Raw genomic sequence first — 18079 nt, 5'->3', positions numbered from 1 at the left:
GCGGGGCCGGATTAGCGGCGGACGGCACCCGACGGGCCGAAAATCCCCTGGTAGAAGCACATGTAAGCGCTTACAAAGGCGATCCGGGACGCCCGCCGCGTTCTGTCAGATCAAGGACATCAGACGCCGCCGACGGAGTCTCGTCCTCCGGACGCTGATCGTCGAACCGCTCGGGCAGCCGACGCAGTCGAACGTTCATGTTCCGGATCAGCAACACGGTCGCGGCGGCCAGCAGGAGGATGAGGAACAAACCCATCGGTCCCGCCAGACCACCCGACCGGGTGTCCCCGAAGTTGTTCGTCGCCAGGACGGTATCCATCGCCAGGGCGTGGTCCGCCATCGCGGCACGGACGGCACTCAGCATGACGGCGCTCCTCGGAAGCCGGGTGAGAGATACACGCTACGCCCAGCAGGTCAGGACCGCTCCAGCCGCTCCCGTACTCCGGCGAAAAGGTCCGATTCGGGCACCGGGCTGTCGACGTACGTCCGCACCAGTTCGTAGTCCTCGGTAGGCCAGGCCTGCCGTTGCACCTCCATCGGCACCTGGAACCAGAAGCCGTCCGGATCGACCTGGGTGGCGTGCGCCCGCAGCGCGTCGTCGCGGACCGGGAAGTACTCCGCGCACTCGACCCGGGTGGTGATCCGATCACCCTTGTCCGGCCGGTCATCCCAGCGCTCCAACCACTCCTGGTACGGCGATTCGCGACCGGCGGCGAGCATGCCCTCGTGCAGCGCGAGGATCCGGGCCTTGGTGAAGCCCATGCAGTAGTACAGCTTCAACGGCTGCCACGGCTGCCCGAGCTCGGGATAGCGGGCCGGATCACCGGCCGCGTCAAAGGCCGCCAGGCTGACCCGGTTGCACATGATGTGGTCCGGATGCGGGTAGCCGCCGTCCTCGTCGTACGTGGTGACCACGTGCGGGCGGAACTCCCGCATCAACCGGACCAGTGGTCCGGCGGCCACGTCCACCTCCTCCAACGCGAAACAGCCGGCCGGCAACGGCGGCAACGGATCGCCCTCGGGCAGGCCGGAATCGACGAACCCCAGCCACGCCTGCTCCACGCCGAGAATCGCCCGCGCGGCGTCCATCTCGGCCCGGCGGATCTCCGCGATGTTCTCCCAGACGTCCGGCCGGTCCAGCTTGGGGTTCAACACGCTGCCCCGTTCACCGCCCGTGCAGGTGACGACCAGCACTTGGGCTCCCTCGGCGACGTACCGGGCCATCGTGGCCGCGCCCTTGCTCGACTCGTCGTCAGGGTGCGCGTGCACCGCCATCAGACGCAGTTGCTCTACCACCCGATGCTCCCTCGTGAATCGCCGGACCGGTCACCACCCGCCCGGCCCGGTCCACCTGCCCGGTCCGGGCCGGCCGCGACCCGCCCCCGTCCTGACCTGCCCATGTCGATCCGATCAGCGGCTGCGACAATGAGACCCGACGACCATTCTCACCGACGGCACCGACCACCTCGCCTCGGAGACCCCATCGCCACGGAGACCCGACCGCCATGGAGACCGTCCCGCGCCAAGGAGACGTCCCGGTGACCGACACTTCCGCCACAACCACACCGACCACGCCGGTGTTCCCTCCGTCCTCGACGACCGCGCCGGTCTTTCCCGCCGGCAGGTACGGCCGGCGACGCGCGCCGCGTCGCCGTCGCCCGTGGGTGACCGCGCTGCTCGCGACGGTCGCCGTCCTGGCCGCGACGGCAGTGGCCGCCCGGCTGTACACGCTCTACGGCGACCCCGCCTACGACCCCGAGGTGATCACCTACACCGACGTCACCGAGGAGCAGATCCTGATCGACTTCGCGGTCACCGTACCCCCGGGTGGGTCCGCCGTGTGTCTGGTCCGCGCCCGCTCGCGCGACGGTGCCGAGGTCGGCCGGGCCGAGGTCACCGTGGCGGCGCAACCGGGCGAACGACTGGTCAGGACCACATACCGGCTGGAGACCGACAGTCGTGCTTTTCTCGGCGAAGTGCCCCGCTGTCGGCCGGCCGACTGAGGCGCGGTGACCGACGGCTCCCGGGCCGGACCGGCGGCGGGCGAGGTTTCAACCACGTCGCGGACGTGACCATCACTGGTACGTTTGTAGTTCGACCTCGTCCGCCCGCAATCCCACAAGGAGATCGTCTGTGTCCACGACCGACCGCGAGGCGCCCGCCACCTGGCTGTCCCAGGACGCGTACGACCGGCTCCAGGCCGAGCTCAACGAGCTGATCGCCGGACGGACGGCGATAGCCGCCGAGATCAACGCCCGGCGTGAGGAAGGTGACCTCCGCGAGAACGGCGGCTACCACGCCGCTCGTGAGGAGCAGGGCAAACAAGAGGCACGGATCCGCTATCTGCAGGAACTCCTGCGCACCGCGCAGGTCGGTGAAGCACCCAACGCCGACCGGATCGCGCCGGGGACCGTCGTCACCATCCACTTCGACGACGACCCGCAGGACACCGAGACGTTCCTGCTCGGTTCGCGAGAGATCTCCTCGACCACCGACCTCACGGTCTACAGCCCGGAATCCGCCCTCGGGAAGGCGATTCTCGGCGCCCGCCAAGGGCAGACCGTCACCTACACCGCCCCCAGCGGTGCCGACATCAAGGTCACCATCGACAAGTTCGAACCGTTCGCCGGCTAGGGTCCAACCTCCTGCGGCCGATCCAGCCAGCGATCCGCCGCCAGGCAAACCCGATCTCCGGACCGGGTTGGCCAGGTTCTCTCCGCATCGCTAGGTGCCACAGTCGCCGACGCCACGCGAGCGAGGACCGCCCGTGACGCTGCCCTGGGCGTGCCTTCGTCAACTGCCGACGCTGGAGGACCGGTTTCTTCCCGGCACAACTCGATCGGGCTGATCTCGGTCTACGGCTTCTTCGTGTTGTCCGGGTTCCTGATCACCGGCAGCGGGCTCAGGTTCGGCGTGACCGCCCCGGCGGCTGCGATACCGGCTCCCCGGACCGGCGACACCAGCGAACTGCCGACGGCGACGACGGCGACGGTCCGGTCCGGCTAGTCCCCGGCCACACCGGCCGCACCCGTTGCGGCGAACGTCACCTGGTAGCCGTGACCCCGCAGCTCGTCGACCAGCGCCGCCGAATGCTCCGGCCCGCGCGTCTCCACGGAAAGCTCGACTTCGACCTCACCGAACCGCAGCCGTGGATTGCGACGCTGATGCTCGACGTCCACCACGTTCGCTCGGCGTTCGGCGATCAGCGACAGCAACGTCGCCAACTGACCCGGGCTGTCCCCGCAGCGGACGGTGAACCGCAGGTACCGCCCGGCGGCGGCCAGACCGTGTTCGATCACGCGCAGCAGCAGAAGCGGGTCGATGTTGCCGCCGGACAACACCGCCACCACCGGAGTCTGCGGGCGCACGACACCGGCCAGCAGTGCGGCCACCCCGGCCGCGCCGGCCGGCTCGACGACCTGCTTACCCCGCTCCAACAGCATCAGCAGAGCCCGGGAGATGTCCTCCTCGGTCACCGTGACGATCTCGTCGACCAGCTGTTCGACGTGCGCGAAGGTCAAATCGCCGGGCCGGCCGACCGCGATCCCGTCAGCGATGGTGACGAAATGGTCCAGCCGTACCGGCGCCCCGGCCGCCAGCGACGCCGGGTAGGCCGCCGCGCTCGCCGCCTGCACCCCGATCACCCGTACGGCCGGGTTGATCGCTTTGGCCGCGACCGCTATCCCGGAGACCAGGCCACCGCCACCGACGCTGGTGACGATCGTGGCGACCTCGGGACACTGGTCGAGGATCTCCAGCGCGACGGTGCCCTGACCGGCGATGACGTCCGGGTGATCGAACGGATGGATCAGGATCGCGCCGGTGTCGTCGGCGAACGCGCGGGCCGCGACCAGCGCCTCGTCGACCGTCGTGCCGGCGAACTCCACCCGCGCGCCGTAGTTCTTGGTGGCGGTGACCTTCGGCAGCGGGGCGCCGACCGGCATGAAGACCGTCGCGGCGGTCTCCAGCAGCCCGGCGGCGAGCGCGACACCCTGTGCGTGGTTGCCGGCGCTGGCCGCCACCACACCCCGGCGGCGCTGGTCGGCGGTCAGCCGGGAGATGCGCAGGTAGGCGCCGCGTACCTTGTAGGAGCCGGCGCGCTGGAGGTTCTCGCACTTGAGCCAGACCGGTCCGTCCAGCGCGGCGGTCAACGGGCGCGACGGCTCCAGCGGCGTCACCCGGACCACCGAGCTCAACACTTCCCGGGCAGCGAGTACGTCGGGCAGGCCGATCAGATCCGTCATCCGAACTCCAGGATCGCCGCTGAACTACGTGATAGCCGTGACCCCGGCTCAGCTGACCGTAGCCCCGGCTCAGCTGACCGTGGCGGCGGGCCGGGGCCAGGACGGCGCGTGCCGGGGCCACGGCGCGAGCAGCTCCAACTGGCCGGCCACGGCGAGCAGCAGCAGTTCCGAACCGGGCGGTCCGACCAGCTGCACCCCGACCGGCAGACCGTCCGGGCGCAGGCCGGCGGGCACCACCAGCGCCGGCAGACCAGCCATGTTCCACGGGGCGGCGTACGGGGCGTACCGGATGCAGCTCAGCATGTTGGCCGCCCAGGACCGACCGGACCAGCCGAGCGCCGCCGGCGGTGTACTGGCCAACGCCGGGGTGAGCAGGACGTCGGCCCGCTGGTCGGCGAAGAACCCGAGCATCCGTTCCCGCCAGCCGGCCCGGTCGGCTTCCCGCACGTACCCGCGCCGCCGCGCCCACCGGCCCAGCGCGACGTGTCGGCGGGTACGGGGTTGCAGGTCCCGCCCGCCGGCACGGCCGGCGGCGGCGTCCTTGACGGCAGCGTCCCCGGCGGCGGCGGCGAACCAGGTGGCCAGACCCCGCAGGCCCAGCGCGGCCGGATAGCGCAGGTCGACCGTTGCCACGTCGTGTCCGGCCTCGGTCAGCCGGCGGGCCGTCGCGGCCACGGCGTCCCGGTTCGGCGCGTCGAGCCGGATTCCGGCCACCGGTGCGGTGAGCGAGACCGCGACCCGCAACCGGTCGGGCTGGACCAGCTTCTCCGGACGCCGGCCGGCGAGCACCGCGAATCCGGTGGCCGCGTCCACCACGCAACCGGCCAGGATGCCGTGCTCGGTAAGGCCGAACCAGTCGTCGGCACCGAGCTGGCGGGGTACCACGTCGCGGCCGGGCTTGAGCCCGAGCAGGCCGCAGCAGGCTGCCGGGATCCGGATCGAGCCGAATCCGTCATTTCCGTGGGCGATCGGCACCATGCCGCTGGCGACGGCGGCCGCCGCCCCGCCGGAGGAGCCGCCGGGGGTACGGGTCACGTCCCACGGGTTACGGCTCGCCGCGGTCGGGTCGTCGGTGGTCGCCCAGAGCCCGAACTCCGGCATCCGGGTCACGCCGAGTACCACGGCGCCCGCGCCGCGCAACCGCCGGACGACCTCATGGTCGTCCTCGGCGACCTCGGTCCGCGCGGCGGCCGAACCACGCCAGGTGGGCAGCCCGGCGACCGGGGTGTTCTCCTTGACCGCCACCGGCACCCCGGCCAGCGGCAGGTTGGCCAGGTCCTCCTGCTCGTCGACCTTCTCCGCTTCGACGATCGCCTCGCCGCCGCGTACCGTCCGGAACGCCGACACCAGCGGGTCCACCCGGGCGACGTGGTCGAGGTGGTCGGCCACCACCTGGGTCGCGGAGGCGTCACCACGTCGTACGGCGCGGGCGATCTGCCGGGCGGTGGTTCCGACCCAGGTCGGTACGATGTCGTGCACGGCACCCTCCAGGCAACCGGTACGCGGGCACCGCGGCGGTGCGTTCGTGCCGCGGCGTCGGTGAGGACCGGGGTGACCCTCACCGCCAGGAAGCTACGCGGCGTTATTCGCGCTCAGCGCCTGCTCCAGGTCGGCCAGGAGATCGTCGACGGTCTCGATGCCGACTGACAGTCGCACAAGGTCACCGGGGACTTCAAGAGCCGAGCCGGCGGCACTCGCGTGGGTCATCCGTCCAGGATGCTCGATCAGCGACTCCACCCCGCCCAACGACTCGGCGAGCACGAACAGTCTGGCCCGGTTGCAGATCCGTACCGCGTCGGCCTCGCCGCCGGCGGCCCGGAACGAGATCATCCCGCCGAACCGGCGCATCTGTTTGGCCGCCGTCTCGTGTCCCGGGTGTTCCGGGTGTCCGGGATAGAGCACCTGGCCGACCGCCGGGTGGTGCTCGAGGAACTCCACGATCCGCTCGGCGTTGTCGCAGTGCCGGTCCATCCGTACGCCGAGGGTCTTGATCCCCCGAAGGGTCAACCAGGCGTCGAACGGTCCGTTGACCGCGCCCATCGCGTTCTGGTGGTAGGCCAGTTCGGCACCCAGCTCGGCGTCGCCGGTGATCAGCGCGCCACCGACCACGTCGGAGTGACCGCCGAGGTACTTCGTGGTCGAGTGGACCACGACGTCGGCACCGAGCGCGATCGGTTGCTGCAGGTACGGCGAGGCGAAGGTGTTGTCGACGACGAGCAACGCCCGGTGGTCGTGGGCGACGGCGGCGAGAGCGGCGATGTCGGCGATGCCGAGCAGCGGGTTGGTCGGCGTCTCCACCCAGATCATCCGGGTCCGGCCGGGTTCGACCGCCGCGCGGACCGCGTCGACGTCGGAGATCCGCGCGGCGGTCCAGGACATCCCCCACCGCTCGGCGACCCGGGAGAAGAGCCGGAACGTTCCGCCGTACGCGTCGTCGGGGATGACGACGTGGTCGCCCGGCCGGCAGACGGCGCGCAGCAGGGTGTCCTCGGCAGCCAGGCCGCTGGCGAAGGCCAGCGCCGACCGACCGCCTTCGAGTGCCGCGAGGCATTCCTGCAGTGCGTCGCGGGTCGGGTTGCCCGACCTGCTGTACTCGTAGCCGGCGCGGGGAGCACCGACCTCGTCCTGGGCGTAGGTGCTGGTCTGGTAGATCGGCGGGACCACCGCTCCGGTACGGGCCTCCGGCTCCTGACCGGCGTGGATGGCGACCGTCTCGAACCCGTATGTCATGGGTCGAGGCTAGGCCATCGCGCTGCGTGGCCATGCTCGCCTGTCCGACGACGGATGGCGGGGCGTCGGCGGGGTAATCGCGGCGGGAACGACCGGACGGCAGGTGGTGTTGTCTCCGGTGGTGACAAGGAGAGGAGTGGACGTGTTCCTACGACCGATGAAGGCCAGCTTGCCCGCACCGGGTCAGGCGCTCCCAGGGCGGGATCTGCCGATCCCGGTCGCGGACCGGCACGCGGTGCTCGGCACCCCGATGGTCGGCCCGTGGCCGGCGAACGCCCGGGTCGCGGTCTTCGGGATGGGCTGTTTCTGGGGGGCCGAGCGGCTGTTCTGGACGCTGCCCGGGGTGATCTCGACCTCCGCCGGCTACGCCGGTGGCCAGACCCCGAACCCGACCTACGAAGAGGTCTGCTCCGGCGGCACCGGCCACGCCGAGGTGGTCCAGGTCGTGTACGACCCGGACACGATCGGATATGCCGACCTGCTGAAGGTCTTCTGGGAAAATCACGACCCGACCCAGGGGATGCGGCAGGGCAACGACGTCGGTACCCAGTACCGGTCGACGATCTACACGACCGACGCCGAGCAGCTGGCTGAGGCGACGGCGTCGCGTACGGCGTTCGGCCCGGTGGTCGCCGCCGCCGGTCGGGGTGGGATCACCACGGAGATCGGTCCCCTGGGCGAGTACTACTACGCGGAGGACTACCACCAGCAGTACCTGCACAAGAACCCCGGCGGATACTGCAACCACGGGCCGAACGGCATGACCTGCCCGGTGGGGGTCGCCCGGGTCGGCTGACCGACCGCGCTGACGCGCTGACCGCACGGCGCTGTGTCGGTCAGGCGGCGGCGCGCTCCACCTCGCGCAGTATCAGCCGCAACGACTGGCTGTGCTTGGCCGCCGGCAGGCCGGCCAGCGCCGAGCGAGCGTACCGTACCCCCTCGGCCTGGTCGCCCGACTTCACCAGCAGCAATCCGCGATGCAGCTCGATGTGGGTGGCGAACCGGGGCAGACTCGCCGGGCGCGTCCGGTCCGCCCACTCCTGGGCTTCGACCGCACCAGGGTCGCCCAGTCGAGACAGCAGCATGCTGGTGAAGGTGGCCATCCGCCACTCCGGCACCGCGAAGTCGGAGATCTGTTCGGTGGAACCCGTACGGTCGAACACCCGGCGGGCGGCGTCGAGGTGGGTTACCGCGTCCCGGTGGTCACCTCGTACTCCGGCGACATGGGCCTTGGCCATCAGCGCGTTGAGCCGACCGAGCGACGGCCGGTCGGCTAGCGCGATCGCCTGATCGGCCAGATCGTCGGAGACCCCCAGCGCGACCCCCTCGTAGCCCAGTGCGAGAGCCGCTCGGCCTCGTACCCAGACCCGTACGTCGGTGTCGTCGCTGCGGTCGGCGGCGACCGCGGCCATCCGGTACCACCGGATGGCCTCCCTGGCCTCCCCGGTGGTCTTGCCGTAGACGCTGAGAAACCGGGCGGCCAGTCCCCACATCGCCGGCGTGCCGAGATGCTGCTGGAGGACCACCAGGTCACCGGCGAGCCGGTCCTGCAACTCGGCGGCTCCGACGGACATGTAGTCACGGCCGAGGCTGTCGGCGCGTTCCCGCCATTGCTCTTCGCCCGCGCCCGCCCCGAGCGCCGCGGTGAAGCCGCGGTGGATCAGCTCGGACACGGCAGCGGGTGCCACCACCCCGGCTGCCAGACCGGTGATCAGCCCCCGACGCCGCATATGATCCCCCAACACCTGTTCGTAGGCGGTCACCACGTCGGGTGTCGCGGTCCGCCGCCCCGCCTCGACGTTCGACAGATGGCCCTTGCTGAAGTGACTGAGCACCGCCATTCTGGCCAGACTGATACCGGCGGATTCCCGGGCCTTCCTCAGCGTCTCACCCGTCTGGCTCATCATCTGTCCGCCTACCTCTATTGAATACTCGTTGAAAACCCTTGGTCGCTTTCGTGCGACGATCCACGCGCCGGAAGCTATTAGTCAGGGCTGCGGGGGCGGCGCGGACGCGTTGAACGACCTCCACCGGCTCGGCGTAACGACCCGCCGACCTCGCGGCCCTTCGAGGCATCGACAACCGCCAACCTCGGACACCGCACGGCAATGACGATGGCAGATGAGGGACAGGCCGGACAAGTAGCCAGGGACCCTGGATCTCGACAACCCATATCAACGGGGCGTACAGCCGACTCAGGCAAAGACGTACATAAATTGCACCCCAGGCTCAGCACTTTAAGTAAGCGAGTCATTACAATTAGTTACGGACATCGGGCGAAGCGGCCGGCGAGGGTCGGCGCGCCGTCCCGCCACAGCACGAGGACAAAAACCGTTGCCGGTCGGAGCCCGACGGCGCTAGCGTGGCCGTACACGGGAAAGGAGGTGGTCCAGCTTTGTATAGCCATAGGACTCGTGAGGTGGCTGCCCGCTAGCCGCTGTCCTTGACAGCTCCGTTCGTCGAGACCGTGTGGCAGCGGTGCGGCGAAACCACGACAGCCACCCGACCCCCGGGGATGCCGGTCCAGTCCAGCCGGTCCGCACACGCGGAACCCCGGGGGTCGCCCCATCAACGGGCTGGCCATCAACCGGGGTCGCCCCACCGACCGGTACGTACGCCCTTAGGCTCGCCGAGTGCCCGTCACCTTACGCCCGGCCCATCTCGACGACGTCATTCCGGTCGGCTACCTGCACCACCGGTCCCGCCGCGACGCCTACCGGGGGATCGTCTCCGACGAGGCCCTCACCGCTGTCTCGGCCGAGTCGACCGCCGGATGGTGGGTCGAACGGTGGACCTACGAACGGCACACCCACCTGCTCACCGTCGCCGAACACGACGGACACCTCGTCGGCTTCAGCTACCTGGGTCCGCACGAGGACGGCGACCCACACCTCGGCGAACTGTACGCGATCCACGTCGATCCGGCGCGTCTGCGCACCGGCATCGGTCGGCTGCTGATCCACCACGCCCGCACGGCGCTGCGCGACCAAGGCCACGACCACGCGGTGCTCTGGGTGCTGACCGCGAACACCCAGGCCCGACGCTTCTACGAACGCGACGGCTGGTCCCCGGACGGGCCCCGGCGGGAAAGCTGGATCGGCCCGGCCGCCACCGAGCAGCTACGTTACCGCCGTCAGCTGCGCTGACGACCGGGCGAGAGCACGGGACCCTGCTGCGGGGTTCCGTCCAGCCCCGTACTCTCGCCCGGCACTGCCCGCCCCAAACCGGGGGAAAACGCCTGGCCGAAGGCGCTCAACCGGCGGAGGCGTGCCGGTTGATCGGTTGTGGGCGGGCATGGTGCGGGACCCCGGGGATGCTGGCGGGCGCCCGGGGTCACCGCAGGGTCAAGCATTCTGGTCGCCCGCGCCGGACAGCGAACCGCCCGGCTACGGCACTTCCATGACTCCTATTGAAGCCCGCCGTACCCGTCGTCAACCGGACAGACTGTGCGATTAGCCGGAAGCGTTCCCAAGATGCGCAAGCAGGTCCTGACGCGTGAGCACGCCGCGCGGCTTCCCGTCCACCAGGACCAGGGCGGCGTCCGAATGCGCCAGCAGCGCCACCGCGTCGCGGACCGGTTGGCCGCCGCCGACCACCGGCAACGGCTCTCCCATGTGCCGCTCGATCGTGTCGTACAGCTGCGCCTTGCCGCTGAACAACGCGTCCAACAGATCCCGCTCGGCGATCGATCCGGCTACCTCACCGGTCACCACCGGTGGTTCCGCCTTGAGCACCGGCAATTGCGAGATCCCGTACTCGCGCATGTAGTCGATCGCGTCCCGGACCGTCTCGGTCGGGTGGACGTGCACCATCTCCGGCAGCCCGCCCGGCTTGGCGGCGAGGACATCGGCGACCGTCGGTTCCGCCCCCTCGGACTCCAGGAACCCGTACCGCGCCATCCACTCGTCGTTGAATATCTTGGACAGGTAGCCGCGTCCACCATCCGGCAGCAGCACCACCACGACGTCGTCCGGGCCCGCCTGACGGGCGACCCGCAACGCCGCCGCGGCCGCCATCCCGCAGGAACCACCGACCAGCAGACCCTCCTCGCGGGCCAGCCGGCGGGTCAACGCGAACGACTCCTGATCGGACACCTCGACGATCTCGTCGCAGATGGACCGGTCGTAGTTCGCCGGCCAGAAATCCTCTCCCACTCCCTCCACCAGGTACGGCCGGCCCGAGCCGCCGGAATAGACCGAACCCTCCGGATCGGCGCCGATCACCCGGACCGCTCCGGCGGAGACCTCCTTGAGGTAACGGCCGATCCCGGAGACCGTGCCGCCGGTCCCGACCCCGGCCACGAAGTGCGTGATCCGGCCTGCGGTCTGCTCCCACAGCTCCGGTCCGGTGTCCTCGTAGTGCGACTGCGTGTTCGCCGGGTTGGCGTACTGGTCCGGCTTCCACGCGCCGGGGATTTCCGCGGCCAGCCGGTCGGACACCTGGTAGTACGACCGGGGATCCTCCGGAGCGACCGCCGTCGGACAGACCACCACCCGGGCACCGTACGCGCGCAACACGTTCTGCTTGTCCTCGCTGACCTTGTCTGGGCAGACGAAGACACACGAATAGCCCTTGAGCTGAGCGACCAGCGCCAAGCCGATCCCGGTGTTGCCGCTGGTGGGCTCGACGATCGTGCCGCCCGGCTTGAGCAGCCCGGCCTTCTCGGCCGCCTCGACCATCCGCAGCGCGATCCGGTCCTTGACCGAACCGCCCGGGTTGAAGTACTCGACCTTGGCGAGCACCGTCGCGGAGATCCCGGCGGTGACGTTACGCAGCCGTACCAGCGGGGTGTTGCCGATGAGTTCGACGACGTTGTCGTGGTAACGCACCTCGTTGTGCCCTTCTGCTGACGCCAGGCACGCGCCGTCGTCGCATCGAGGTCGTCGACCGACGACAGCCGGCCGGCGGTCCCGGATGTCGCGATCAGCCTACGATGCCCGCCCACCGCCGGGCCGGCACAAGGTCAACCGACGACCTGCCCCGGCACCACGGTGTCCCGCCGGGCCTCCCACTCCAGGAATCGCTCGGTTTCGGCGAGGACGGTGCCGGCCAGCCAGGTCACCACCAACGCGTCGTCGGCCAGCCCGAGCAGCAGCAGAAACGCCTCGGGAACCAGATCGATCGGTGAGGCGACGTAGGCGACAGCGGCGGTCATCAGGGCCAACCGCAGCCCGCCGTCGTACTCCCCCCGCATGGTCGCTCTGACCATCCTCGGCAGCGCCGAGATCCGCCGCCCCAGCGACGGGCCGCCACGGGCACCAGCGGTGAGCGCTCGTCCCAGGGCGGTGAACGCCGCCGCCCGCTTGAGTGTCCTGGCCATCCCGGCCACCTCCTCGTCACCCGTACCCGGGTATCTCGCCACAGGTCGCTGGAACACGCCGCCTCCGGTCGACGGGCGGGCATGCTGGGCCCTCGCGGCCGTACCTCAATCATGCCCGCACCCGGCAAGGCCCGCTTGGCCCGCAGGGCGCGTGCGACGCCAATCCGACAGTGAGCGACCGTACGGCGGACGTGCGGCCAGCGGACGTGCGGACAGCGGGCGAACGGACAGCGGGCGAACGGACAGCGGGCGAACGGCCAGCGAACAGCGGCGTGGAGCGCGATTGGGCCGGGTCGGAGGGCGACAAACCGAGATAATCTCGAAGGATCAGCATCAGCGGCAGCACCGGATCGCCGTCGGGGGGCGCGATGAACAGGGTTGACGCAGGGACTCGCCGGACCGAACACACGGTGGCGGAACGCGTCGTACGGATGGCAGCGTTCGGCGCCGGAGCGGGCGCGGCGGCCGCGGTGACCGCGGCGGGCGTGCTCTACAGCCAGGCCAAGCAGGCCCGACGGATCATTCCGCTGGCCGAGGCACCGCCCCCGCGTGGCGACGGGCTCTACGGTGCCCGGCTGCCGGGACAGCCACTCGTCCTGGCGGTGCTGGGTGATTCGTCGGCCGCCGGCTACGGCGTCCACCGGCCCCGCGAGACTCCGGGGGCGCTGCTCGCGAACGGGATCTCCCGTCGACTGCGCCGGCCGGTCAAGCTCCACCGACTGGCCGTCGTCGGTGCCCGCTCGGTGGGACTGATCCCGCAGGTGGAAGCCGCGTTGGAGCTTCGGCCCGACCTCGCGGTGATCCTGATCGGCGGCAACGACGTCACGGCCCGCACGCCGGTGGACGTCGCGGTCGGCCATCTCGTGGACGCGGTACGTCAACTGCGTACGGCCGACGCCGAAGTGGTCGTCGGCACCTGCCCGGATCTCGGTGCGATCGAGCCCATCAAGCCCCCGCTGCGCTGGCTGGCCCGACGATGGAGTCGCCAGCTGGCGGCGGCGCAGACCGTGGCGGTCGTCGAGGAAGGTGCCTGGTCGGTTTCGCTCGGCGACCTGCTGGGTCCCCGCTTCGCCGCCGAACCCACCCGACTGTATTCGTGGGACCGGTTCCACCCATCGGCGGAGGGCTACGCGATGGCCGCCGCCGTACTGCTGCCAGCGGCGCTCGGCGCGCTCGGCGCGAGCACGGCTTCCCGGACCGCTGTGGCCGGGCGGGAAAAGGTCCGCACGCTGCCGCAGGCCGCCCAGGAGGCGGTCCGGCACGCCGGCACCGAGGTACGCGGGACTCAGGTGGGCGGTCGAGACCGGGGCCCGGCGGGGCGCTGGGCCCGGCTGCGGCGTCGGCCCCGGTTGTCCGGCCGCTCCTGGCAGGCGACGGCGCTACGGTGGCTGTTCGGGCCGCCGGGGATCGATCGGGAAGCCGACAACCGTACTCCGGCCGTACCCTCGAGTGAGGAACGGCTCTCCGGCGTGACTCCGGAGAGCTGACATGCCCCCACAGCCCAGCCGGACGGAAGGTGACCCCGCGTGAACCCGAGAAACGTCGCCGGCCGGGTCGGGCAGGTAACCGCGGCAGCCGTCGTGGCTGGCACGGTAGGTAGCGCGGCGCTGCTGGTCAGCGAGATATTCGCCGCGCGCAACCGCCGGTACGCACAGCCTGAGCTCGGGCTCACCGTACGAGCGTCCATCGGCCCGGCCGAAGCCCTCCCGTTGCGGTTGGTGCTGCTCGGGGATTCCGCCGCGTTGGGCGTGGGAGTCGACCAGGTCACCGACACCGTCGGCGGGCAGCTGGCCCGGCTGCTGGCCGAACACGAAGGCGCTCCGGGCGGCGTCCCCCGCCTGATCACGCTGTCCAGCGTCGGCGTCGCGGGATCCCGCTCCACCGACCTGGCGACGCAGGTCGCCCGCGCGTTGCTCGGCGATCATCCGGACGTCGCCGTCATCCTGATCGGCACGAACGACGCCACCCAGTTGCGACGCCCCGGCGAGTCCGCGATCCATCTCGCAGCCGCCGTACGGCGGCTGCGCGGTGCCGGAGCCGAGGTGGTCGTCGGCACCTGCCCGGATCTCGGCGCGACGCCGGCGATCGCACCCCCGCTACGCCAGCTCACCGGCTTGTTGGGCCGCCGGATCGCCAAGGCTCAGGCGCGGGCGGCGCGCGAGGCGGGGGCCCGGGTGATCGACCTGGCCGGCGAAACCGGAGCGGTGTTCCGGGCCGACCCGGGCACCTACTGCTACGACGGATACCATCCCTCGGCCGACGGCTACCGGATCTGGGCCCACGCGCTGCTGCCGGCGGTGGTCGGGGCGGCCGCCGCCGCGTCACGGCGGTAGCCGACGCTCAGATCCGGGTACGCAGGTCGGCGACGGCCGCCGTGGCCGCCGCCAGCGCGGCCGGATCCGGATCGGCCAAGATCAGGTCCGTGGCGACCACCCGCAACTGATCCGGCAGCGCGGTGGCGCGCAGGCGGGGCACCGGACGGCTGGGCTGACCCTCCGCGACGGCACCGAGGTCGGCCAACCGCTGGACCAGCGTGTGAAACGCCGAGCGCTGGCCGCCGCCGACAGCCCATCGCGTCTCGTCCCAATGGGCGACCTGTCGGACCAATCGGTCGACCAGGCCGTCCAGCTGCCCGGAATGCATGAGCGAAGTCTAGGGTGGGCCACCCCGGAAACGGTGAGGACGCCCGCCCCCGCGAGGGGATCAGGCGTCCTCACCGACGCGCCGGTGCGCACGTCGGCACCGGCGCGACCGGGCTCAGTCGTCCCCTTGGAAGAAGCTCAACAGCCGCAGGATCTCGATGTAGAGCCAGATCAAGCTCACCAGGATGCCGAACGCGGCCGTCCAGGAGTAGCGCTGCGGAAGACCCAGCCGCACCCCTTCCTCGACCTCGTGGAAGCTGAGCACGAAGCTGAGGGACGCGACAACGATGCAGATCAGGCTGAAGATGATGGCGACCGGGCCGCCGCTACGCAGACCGGTGTCGATGCCGAACAACGCCAGCACCAGGTTGATCATCATCACCGCGAACAGTCCGACCATCGCGGCGATGACGCCACGGGTGAACTTCGGCGTGGCGCGAACGACCTTCATCTTGTAAAGCGCGGCCATCAGGAAGAACACCCCGAAGGTCGCCACCACGGCCTGCAGGACGATGCCCTGGTATCCGGCGATCTCCTGGAAGAACTTGCTCACCATGCCGACGAAGACGCCCTCGACGACGGCGTAGGTGATCACCAGAGCCGGATTGGCCACCCGGGAGAAGGAAATGATCAGACCGAGCACGAGCCCGACGATCGCGGCGCCGATCCAGGCCACGCCGAGCAGCGAATCGGGTACGAGTACCCACGCCGCCACGGCCGACAGGCCGGTGATGCCGAGCAGGGTGACGGTCTTGACGACCACGTCGTCGACCGTCATCGGTGCTACGGTCGGCGGAGCCGCCGGGTAACCGGCGGAGGTCGGATATGGCTGCCCGTAGCCGGGCTGTCCGTAGGGACCGGCAGGGGCGTACCCGGCGGCCCGCTCCCGCTCGGCCGCCTGGCCGAGCCGGGCCAGGACCGGGTTGGATGTCTTCACTGTCCAGCCTCCCTCAGGGGGTTGTCACACGATGAGTGTGACCTCAAGGGTAGACGGTGTCATCGAGGTTACCGAGTACAGCCGTGGAGCCGCTCGGTGCCCGGGGCGGGAATCGAACCCGCACGCCTCTCGGCAGCCGCTTTTAAGGCAGCCGTGTCTGCCGTTCCACCACCCGGGCTGAGGGCGATCGGCAGGACGTCCGAGGTCACGCTCCCCCACCAGGAAACGTCACCGCGCACGTACGCGACCGCAGTCTGTCACGGTAGCGGGTCGCGACCAGCCGGGCGCAGCCCGGCCGGCCCCCGGCACTAGGGTTCGAATCGTGACCAGCTCAGCCACCACGGCGCAGGAGACCAGTCCTGGTCCGGCGTCCCAGCCCCAGCGGGACCGGGCCACCGACGCGTCCCGACCGGCGAGGCTCACCGCCGTGGTGCGCCGACACGCCTCGGACATCGCCACCTGCCTGCTCTATCTGCTTGTCGCGGGCTGGTTGACCCACCAGCTCTGGCCCGATCCAGCGAACCGGCTGCTGACCTTCAACCCGGAGGACCAGACCCTCTACGAGTGGTTCCTGGCCAGCGACGCGCGCGTCCTGCTCGGCGACTTCAGCCTGCTCAGCGACCGGCTCAACGCCCCCGACGGGGTGAACCTGATGGCCAACACGACGGTCATCGCGCTCGGCTTCCTGATGGCCCCGGTCACCCTGGTCTTCGGAGCTCCGGTCACCTTCGCGTTGCTCGTCGCCGGCAACCTCGCGGCCAGCGCGATCGCGTTCTACTTCCTGTTCGTCCGGGTCGCCGGCGCACACCGCCTAGCCGCCGGCGTCGGCGGAGCCTTCTGCGGTTTCGCCCCCGGGATGGTGTCGCAGAGCAACAGCCACCTGCACATGACCGCGCTCTGGCTCATCCCGATCATGATCTGGCTGCTGGTCCGGATGATGCGGGCCGCAGATCCCAGCGGATCGACACCGGACGGCCGGATCGTCGGACCGGCCGGTCGCGGCGACCGGCGGCAGTTGGTCACCTCGGGCATCTGGCTCGGCGTCGTCGTCGCGCTCCAGGTGTTCGTCGGTGAGGAAGTGCTCTTCCTCACAGCGGTCACGCTGATCATCATGGCGGTCGCGTACGCCGCGGCCCGTCCCCGGTACGCCTGGCGGATCCTGCCGAACTTCGTCGCCGGGATGCTGGTCGCCGTCTGCGTCGGCGTCGTACTGCTGGCGTACCCGCTGTGGTTCCAGTTCGCCGGACCGCAGGGGGTCGCCGACGGGGTCTTCGACCCGGGGTACTTCTCCGCCGACCTGGCCAGCTGGCCGGCGATCTCGGAACTGTCCGTCGCCGGCTCGCCCAGCGCCGCCGAGCTGACCACCGGCCCGGCCGAGTACAACACGTTCCTCGGCTGGCCCCTGCTGGTCGCCACGCTGGTCTGCGCGGGGTGGCTGATCCGCCGGCCCGTGGTGCTAGCCAGCGCCGTGGGCGCGCTGCTGATGGCGGGCCTCTCGCTCGGCCCCCGGATCGTCGTCGCCGGCACCGAGACCAGCGTCGCCGGCCCGTACGCGTTGCTCGACGGGATGCCCGTGGTCGACGGCGCGCTGCCGATGCGGTTCGCCCTGGCGGTGATCCCACTGATCGCCACCATCCTGGTCCTCGCGATCGACCGGGCGCTGCGGTCGCGCCGCCGGCCGGTACGCGTCCTGGTGCCGGCCGCGATGGCGATCGCGCTGCTGCCGGTGGTGCCGGCACCGCTGCCCGGCTACGACCGCGACCCGCTACCGGAGTTCATCGCCGGCGGGCACTGGCGGGAATGCGTACCGCCCGGCGGCGTCCTGGTCCCGGTGCCACTGGCCACCCCCGGCGAGCCGTGGCCGATGGCCTGGGCGACGTCGACCACGGTCGCGTTCGGGATGCCCGAGGGGTTCTTCATCGGCCCGTACGCCCCCGGCGGGGAAGCCTCGATGGGCACCTTCAAACAGCCGACGTCGAAGATCCTCGCCGAGGTCGCCCGGACCGGCGACGTTCCGGAGCTCACCGACGACGAACGTCGCCGCGCCCGGCGCGACCTCGCCCGCTGGGAGGCGGACTGCGTCGTGCTGGTCGACGGCACCCCGAACGGCGCGCAGCTGCGCCAGACGAGCGAGGAGCTGTTCGGTCCGGGCCGGCGGGTGGCGGACGCCTGGATCTGGCCGGTCAGTTGACCGGCGCCACGGGGG

Annotated in this window: 18 protein-coding genes and 1 tRNA gene; 8 read left to right on the top strand and 11 right to left on the bottom strand. The window is 70.8% G+C overall.

Annotated features, from left to right (window positions below):
* Positions 1 to 70 precede the first annotated feature (70 nt).
* Complete coding sequence (locus tag O7632_RS07005; RefSeq protein WP_278119900.1) at positions 71 to 319, bottom strand: hypothetical protein; 249 nt, start codon at positions 317 to 319, stop codon at positions 71 to 73.
* A gap of 95 nt (positions 320 to 414) precedes the next feature.
* Positions 415 to 1296 carry a mycothiol conjugate amidase Mca gene (mca, locus tag O7632_RS07000; RefSeq protein WP_278112389.1) on the bottom strand — a complete coding sequence of 294 codons (882 nt, stop codon included), beginning with the start codon at positions 1294 to 1296 and terminating at the stop codon, positions 415 to 417.
* A gap of 242 nt (positions 1297 to 1538) precedes the next feature.
* Between mca and O7632_RS06995 the strand changes: the two genes are divergently transcribed.
* The 3 genes from O7632_RS06995 to O7632_RS06985 all read left to right on the top strand — a co-directional run bounded on the left by O7632_RS06995 (position 1539) and on the right by O7632_RS06985 (position 3006).
* Positions 1539 to 2003, top strand: a complete 465-nt coding sequence (locus O7632_RS06995; protein WP_278112387.1) for a DUF4307 domain-containing protein — start codon at positions 1539 to 1541, stop codon at positions 2001 to 2003.
* Positions 2004 to 2133: 130 nt separating this feature from the next.
* Entirely contained in the window at positions 2134 to 2634 is a 501-nt protein-coding gene (gene greA / locus O7632_RS06990) for a transcription elongation factor GreA (protein WP_278112385.1), read from the top strand.
* Positions 2635 to 2784: 150 nt separating this feature from the next.
* Entirely contained in the window at positions 2785 to 3006 is a 222-nt protein-coding gene (locus O7632_RS06985) for a hypothetical protein (RefSeq protein ID WP_278112383.1), read from the top strand.
* On the opposite strand, the gene ilvA is transcribed toward O7632_RS06985, so the two are convergent.
* From ilvA to O7632_RS06970, 3 genes are all read right to left on the bottom strand, one after another.
* Positions 3003 to 4244, bottom strand: a complete 1242-nt coding sequence (gene ilvA / locus O7632_RS06980; protein ID WP_278112381.1) for a threonine ammonia-lyase — start codon at positions 4242 to 4244, stop codon at positions 3003 to 3005. The two genes, O7632_RS06985 and ilvA, sit on opposite strands and share 4 nt — an antisense overlap.
* Positions 4245 to 4313: 69 nt before the next feature.
* Complete coding sequence (locus O7632_RS06975) at positions 4314 to 5723, bottom strand: amidase (protein ID WP_278112379.1); 1410 nt, start codon at positions 5721 to 5723, stop codon at positions 4314 to 4316.
* 93 nt (positions 5724 to 5816) lie between these two features.
* Complete coding sequence (locus O7632_RS06970) at positions 5817 to 6974, bottom strand: cystathionine gamma-synthase (protein WP_278112378.1); 1158 nt, start codon at positions 6972 to 6974, stop codon at positions 5817 to 5819.
* Positions 6975 to 7116: 142 nt separating this feature from the next.
* Here O7632_RS06970 and msrA point away from each other — a divergent pair, with 142 nt between their 5' ends.
* Positions 7117 to 7770 (top strand): peptide-methionine (S)-S-oxide reductase MsrA, encoded by a 654-nt coding sequence (gene msrA / locus O7632_RS06965; protein ID WP_278112377.1) that lies wholly within the window; start codon positions 7117 to 7119, stop codon positions 7768 to 7770.
* A gap of 40 nt (positions 7771 to 7810) precedes the next feature.
* On the opposite strand, the gene O7632_RS06960 is transcribed toward msrA, so the two are convergent.
* The gene (locus tag O7632_RS06960; protein WP_278112375.1) at positions 7811 to 8878 is read right to left on the bottom strand and encodes a helix-turn-helix transcriptional regulator; all 1068 of its coding nucleotides are present in this window, start codon (positions 8876 to 8878) and stop codon (positions 7811 to 7813) included.
* 729 nt (positions 8879 to 9607) lie between these two features.
* On the opposite strand from O7632_RS06960, the gene O7632_RS06955 reads away from it, so the two are divergent.
* On the top strand, positions 9608 to 10120 hold the full coding sequence (locus O7632_RS06955) for a GNAT family N-acetyltransferase (RefSeq protein WP_278112374.1): 513 nt from the start codon (positions 9608 to 9610) through the stop codon (positions 10118 to 10120).
* Positions 10121 to 10426: 306 nt separating this feature from the next.
* On the opposite strand, the gene O7632_RS06950 is transcribed toward O7632_RS06955, so the two are convergent.
* Both O7632_RS06950 and O7632_RS06945 read right to left on the bottom strand, forming a co-directional pair.
* Positions 10427 to 11803: a cystathionine beta-synthase gene (locus O7632_RS06950; RefSeq protein WP_278112372.1), complete on the bottom strand. Its 1377-nt coding sequence runs from the start codon at positions 11801 to 11803 to the stop codon at positions 10427 to 10429.
* Between the two features lie 134 nt (positions 11804 to 11937).
* On the bottom strand, positions 11938 to 12294 hold the full coding sequence (locus O7632_RS06945; RefSeq protein WP_278119898.1) for a YkvA family protein: 357 nt from the start codon (positions 12292 to 12294) through the stop codon (positions 11938 to 11940).
* 431 nt (positions 12295 to 12725) lie between these two features.
* Between O7632_RS06945 and O7632_RS06940 the strand changes: the two genes are divergently transcribed.
* Together O7632_RS06940 and O7632_RS06935 are read left to right on the top strand one after the other, a co-directional pair.
* Positions 12726 to 13781: an SGNH/GDSL hydrolase family protein gene (locus O7632_RS06940; RefSeq protein WP_347403624.1), complete on the top strand. Its 1056-nt coding sequence runs from the start codon at positions 12726 to 12728 to the stop codon at positions 13779 to 13781.
* A 39-nt stretch (positions 13782 to 13820) separates the two neighbouring features.
* The gene (locus tag O7632_RS06935; RefSeq protein ID WP_278112370.1) at positions 13821 to 14627 is read left to right on the top strand and encodes an SGNH/GDSL hydrolase family protein; all 807 of its coding nucleotides are present in this window, start codon (positions 13821 to 13823) and stop codon (positions 14625 to 14627) included.
* A 7-nt stretch (positions 14628 to 14634) separates the two neighbouring features.
* Here the strand turns inward: O7632_RS06935 and O7632_RS06930 are convergent, their stop codons facing one another.
* The 3 genes from O7632_RS06930 to O7632_RS06920 all read right to left on the bottom strand — a co-directional run bounded on the left by O7632_RS06930 (position 14635) and on the right by O7632_RS06920 (position 16051).
* A complete protein-coding gene (locus O7632_RS06930) occupies positions 14635 to 14937 on the bottom strand; it encodes a hypothetical protein (RefSeq protein WP_278112368.1) in 303 nt (100 codons plus the stop codon).
* A gap of 114 nt (positions 14938 to 15051) precedes the next feature.
* Positions 15052 to 15873, bottom strand: coding sequence for a Bax inhibitor-1/YccA family protein (locus O7632_RS06925; RefSeq protein WP_278112365.1), 822 nt, complete (start codon positions 15871 to 15873; stop codon positions 15052 to 15054).
* Positions 15874 to 15970: 97 nt separating this feature from the next.
* Positions 15971 to 16051: transfer RNA gene (locus tag O7632_RS06920), tRNA-Leu, on the bottom strand.
* A 144-nt stretch (positions 16052 to 16195) separates the two neighbouring features.
* Between O7632_RS06920 and O7632_RS06915 the strand changes: the two genes are divergently transcribed.
* Positions 16196 to 18064, top strand: coding sequence for a hypothetical protein (locus tag O7632_RS06915; RefSeq protein WP_278112364.1), 1869 nt, complete (start codon positions 16196 to 16198; stop codon positions 18062 to 18064).
* The last annotated feature ends 15 nt before the right edge of the window (positions 18065 to 18079 follow it).

The organism is Solwaraspora sp. WMMD406 (assembly GCF_029626025.1).
Taxonomy (GTDB): Bacteria; Actinomycetota; Actinomycetes; order Mycobacteriales; family Micromonosporaceae; genus Micromonospora_E.
This window is presented reverse-complemented; position numbering and strand designations above follow the sequence as displayed.

Bases quoted from the DNA above. Each gene is read 5' to 3' on its own strand.
- O7632_RS06960 (WP_278112375.1), bottom strand. From the start codon at position 8,878: ATGAGCCAGACGGGTGAGACGCTGAGGAAGGCCCGGGAATCCGCCGGT.
- O7632_RS06940 (WP_347403624.1), top strand. From the start codon at position 12,726: ATGGCAGCGTTCGGCGCCGGAGCGGGCGCGGCGGCCGCGGTGACCGCG.
- ilvA (WP_278112381.1), bottom strand. From the start codon at position 4,244: ATGACGGATCTGATCGGCCTGCCCGACGTACTCGCTGCCCGGGAAGTG.
- O7632_RS06970 (WP_278112378.1), bottom strand. From the start codon at position 6,974: ATGACATACGGGTTCGAGACGGTCGCCATCCACGCCGGTCAGGAGCCG.
- O7632_RS06945 (WP_278119898.1), bottom strand. From the start codon at position 12,294: ATGGCCAGGACACTCAAGCGGGCGGCGGCGTTCACCGCCCTGGGACGA.
- O7632_RS06930 (WP_278112368.1), bottom strand. From the start codon at position 14,937: ATGCATTCCGGGCAGCTGGACGGCCTGGTCGACCGATTGGTCCGACAG.
- O7632_RS07005 (WP_278119900.1), bottom strand. From the start codon at position 319: ATGGATACCGTCCTGGCGACGAACAACTTCGGGGACACCCGGTCGGGT.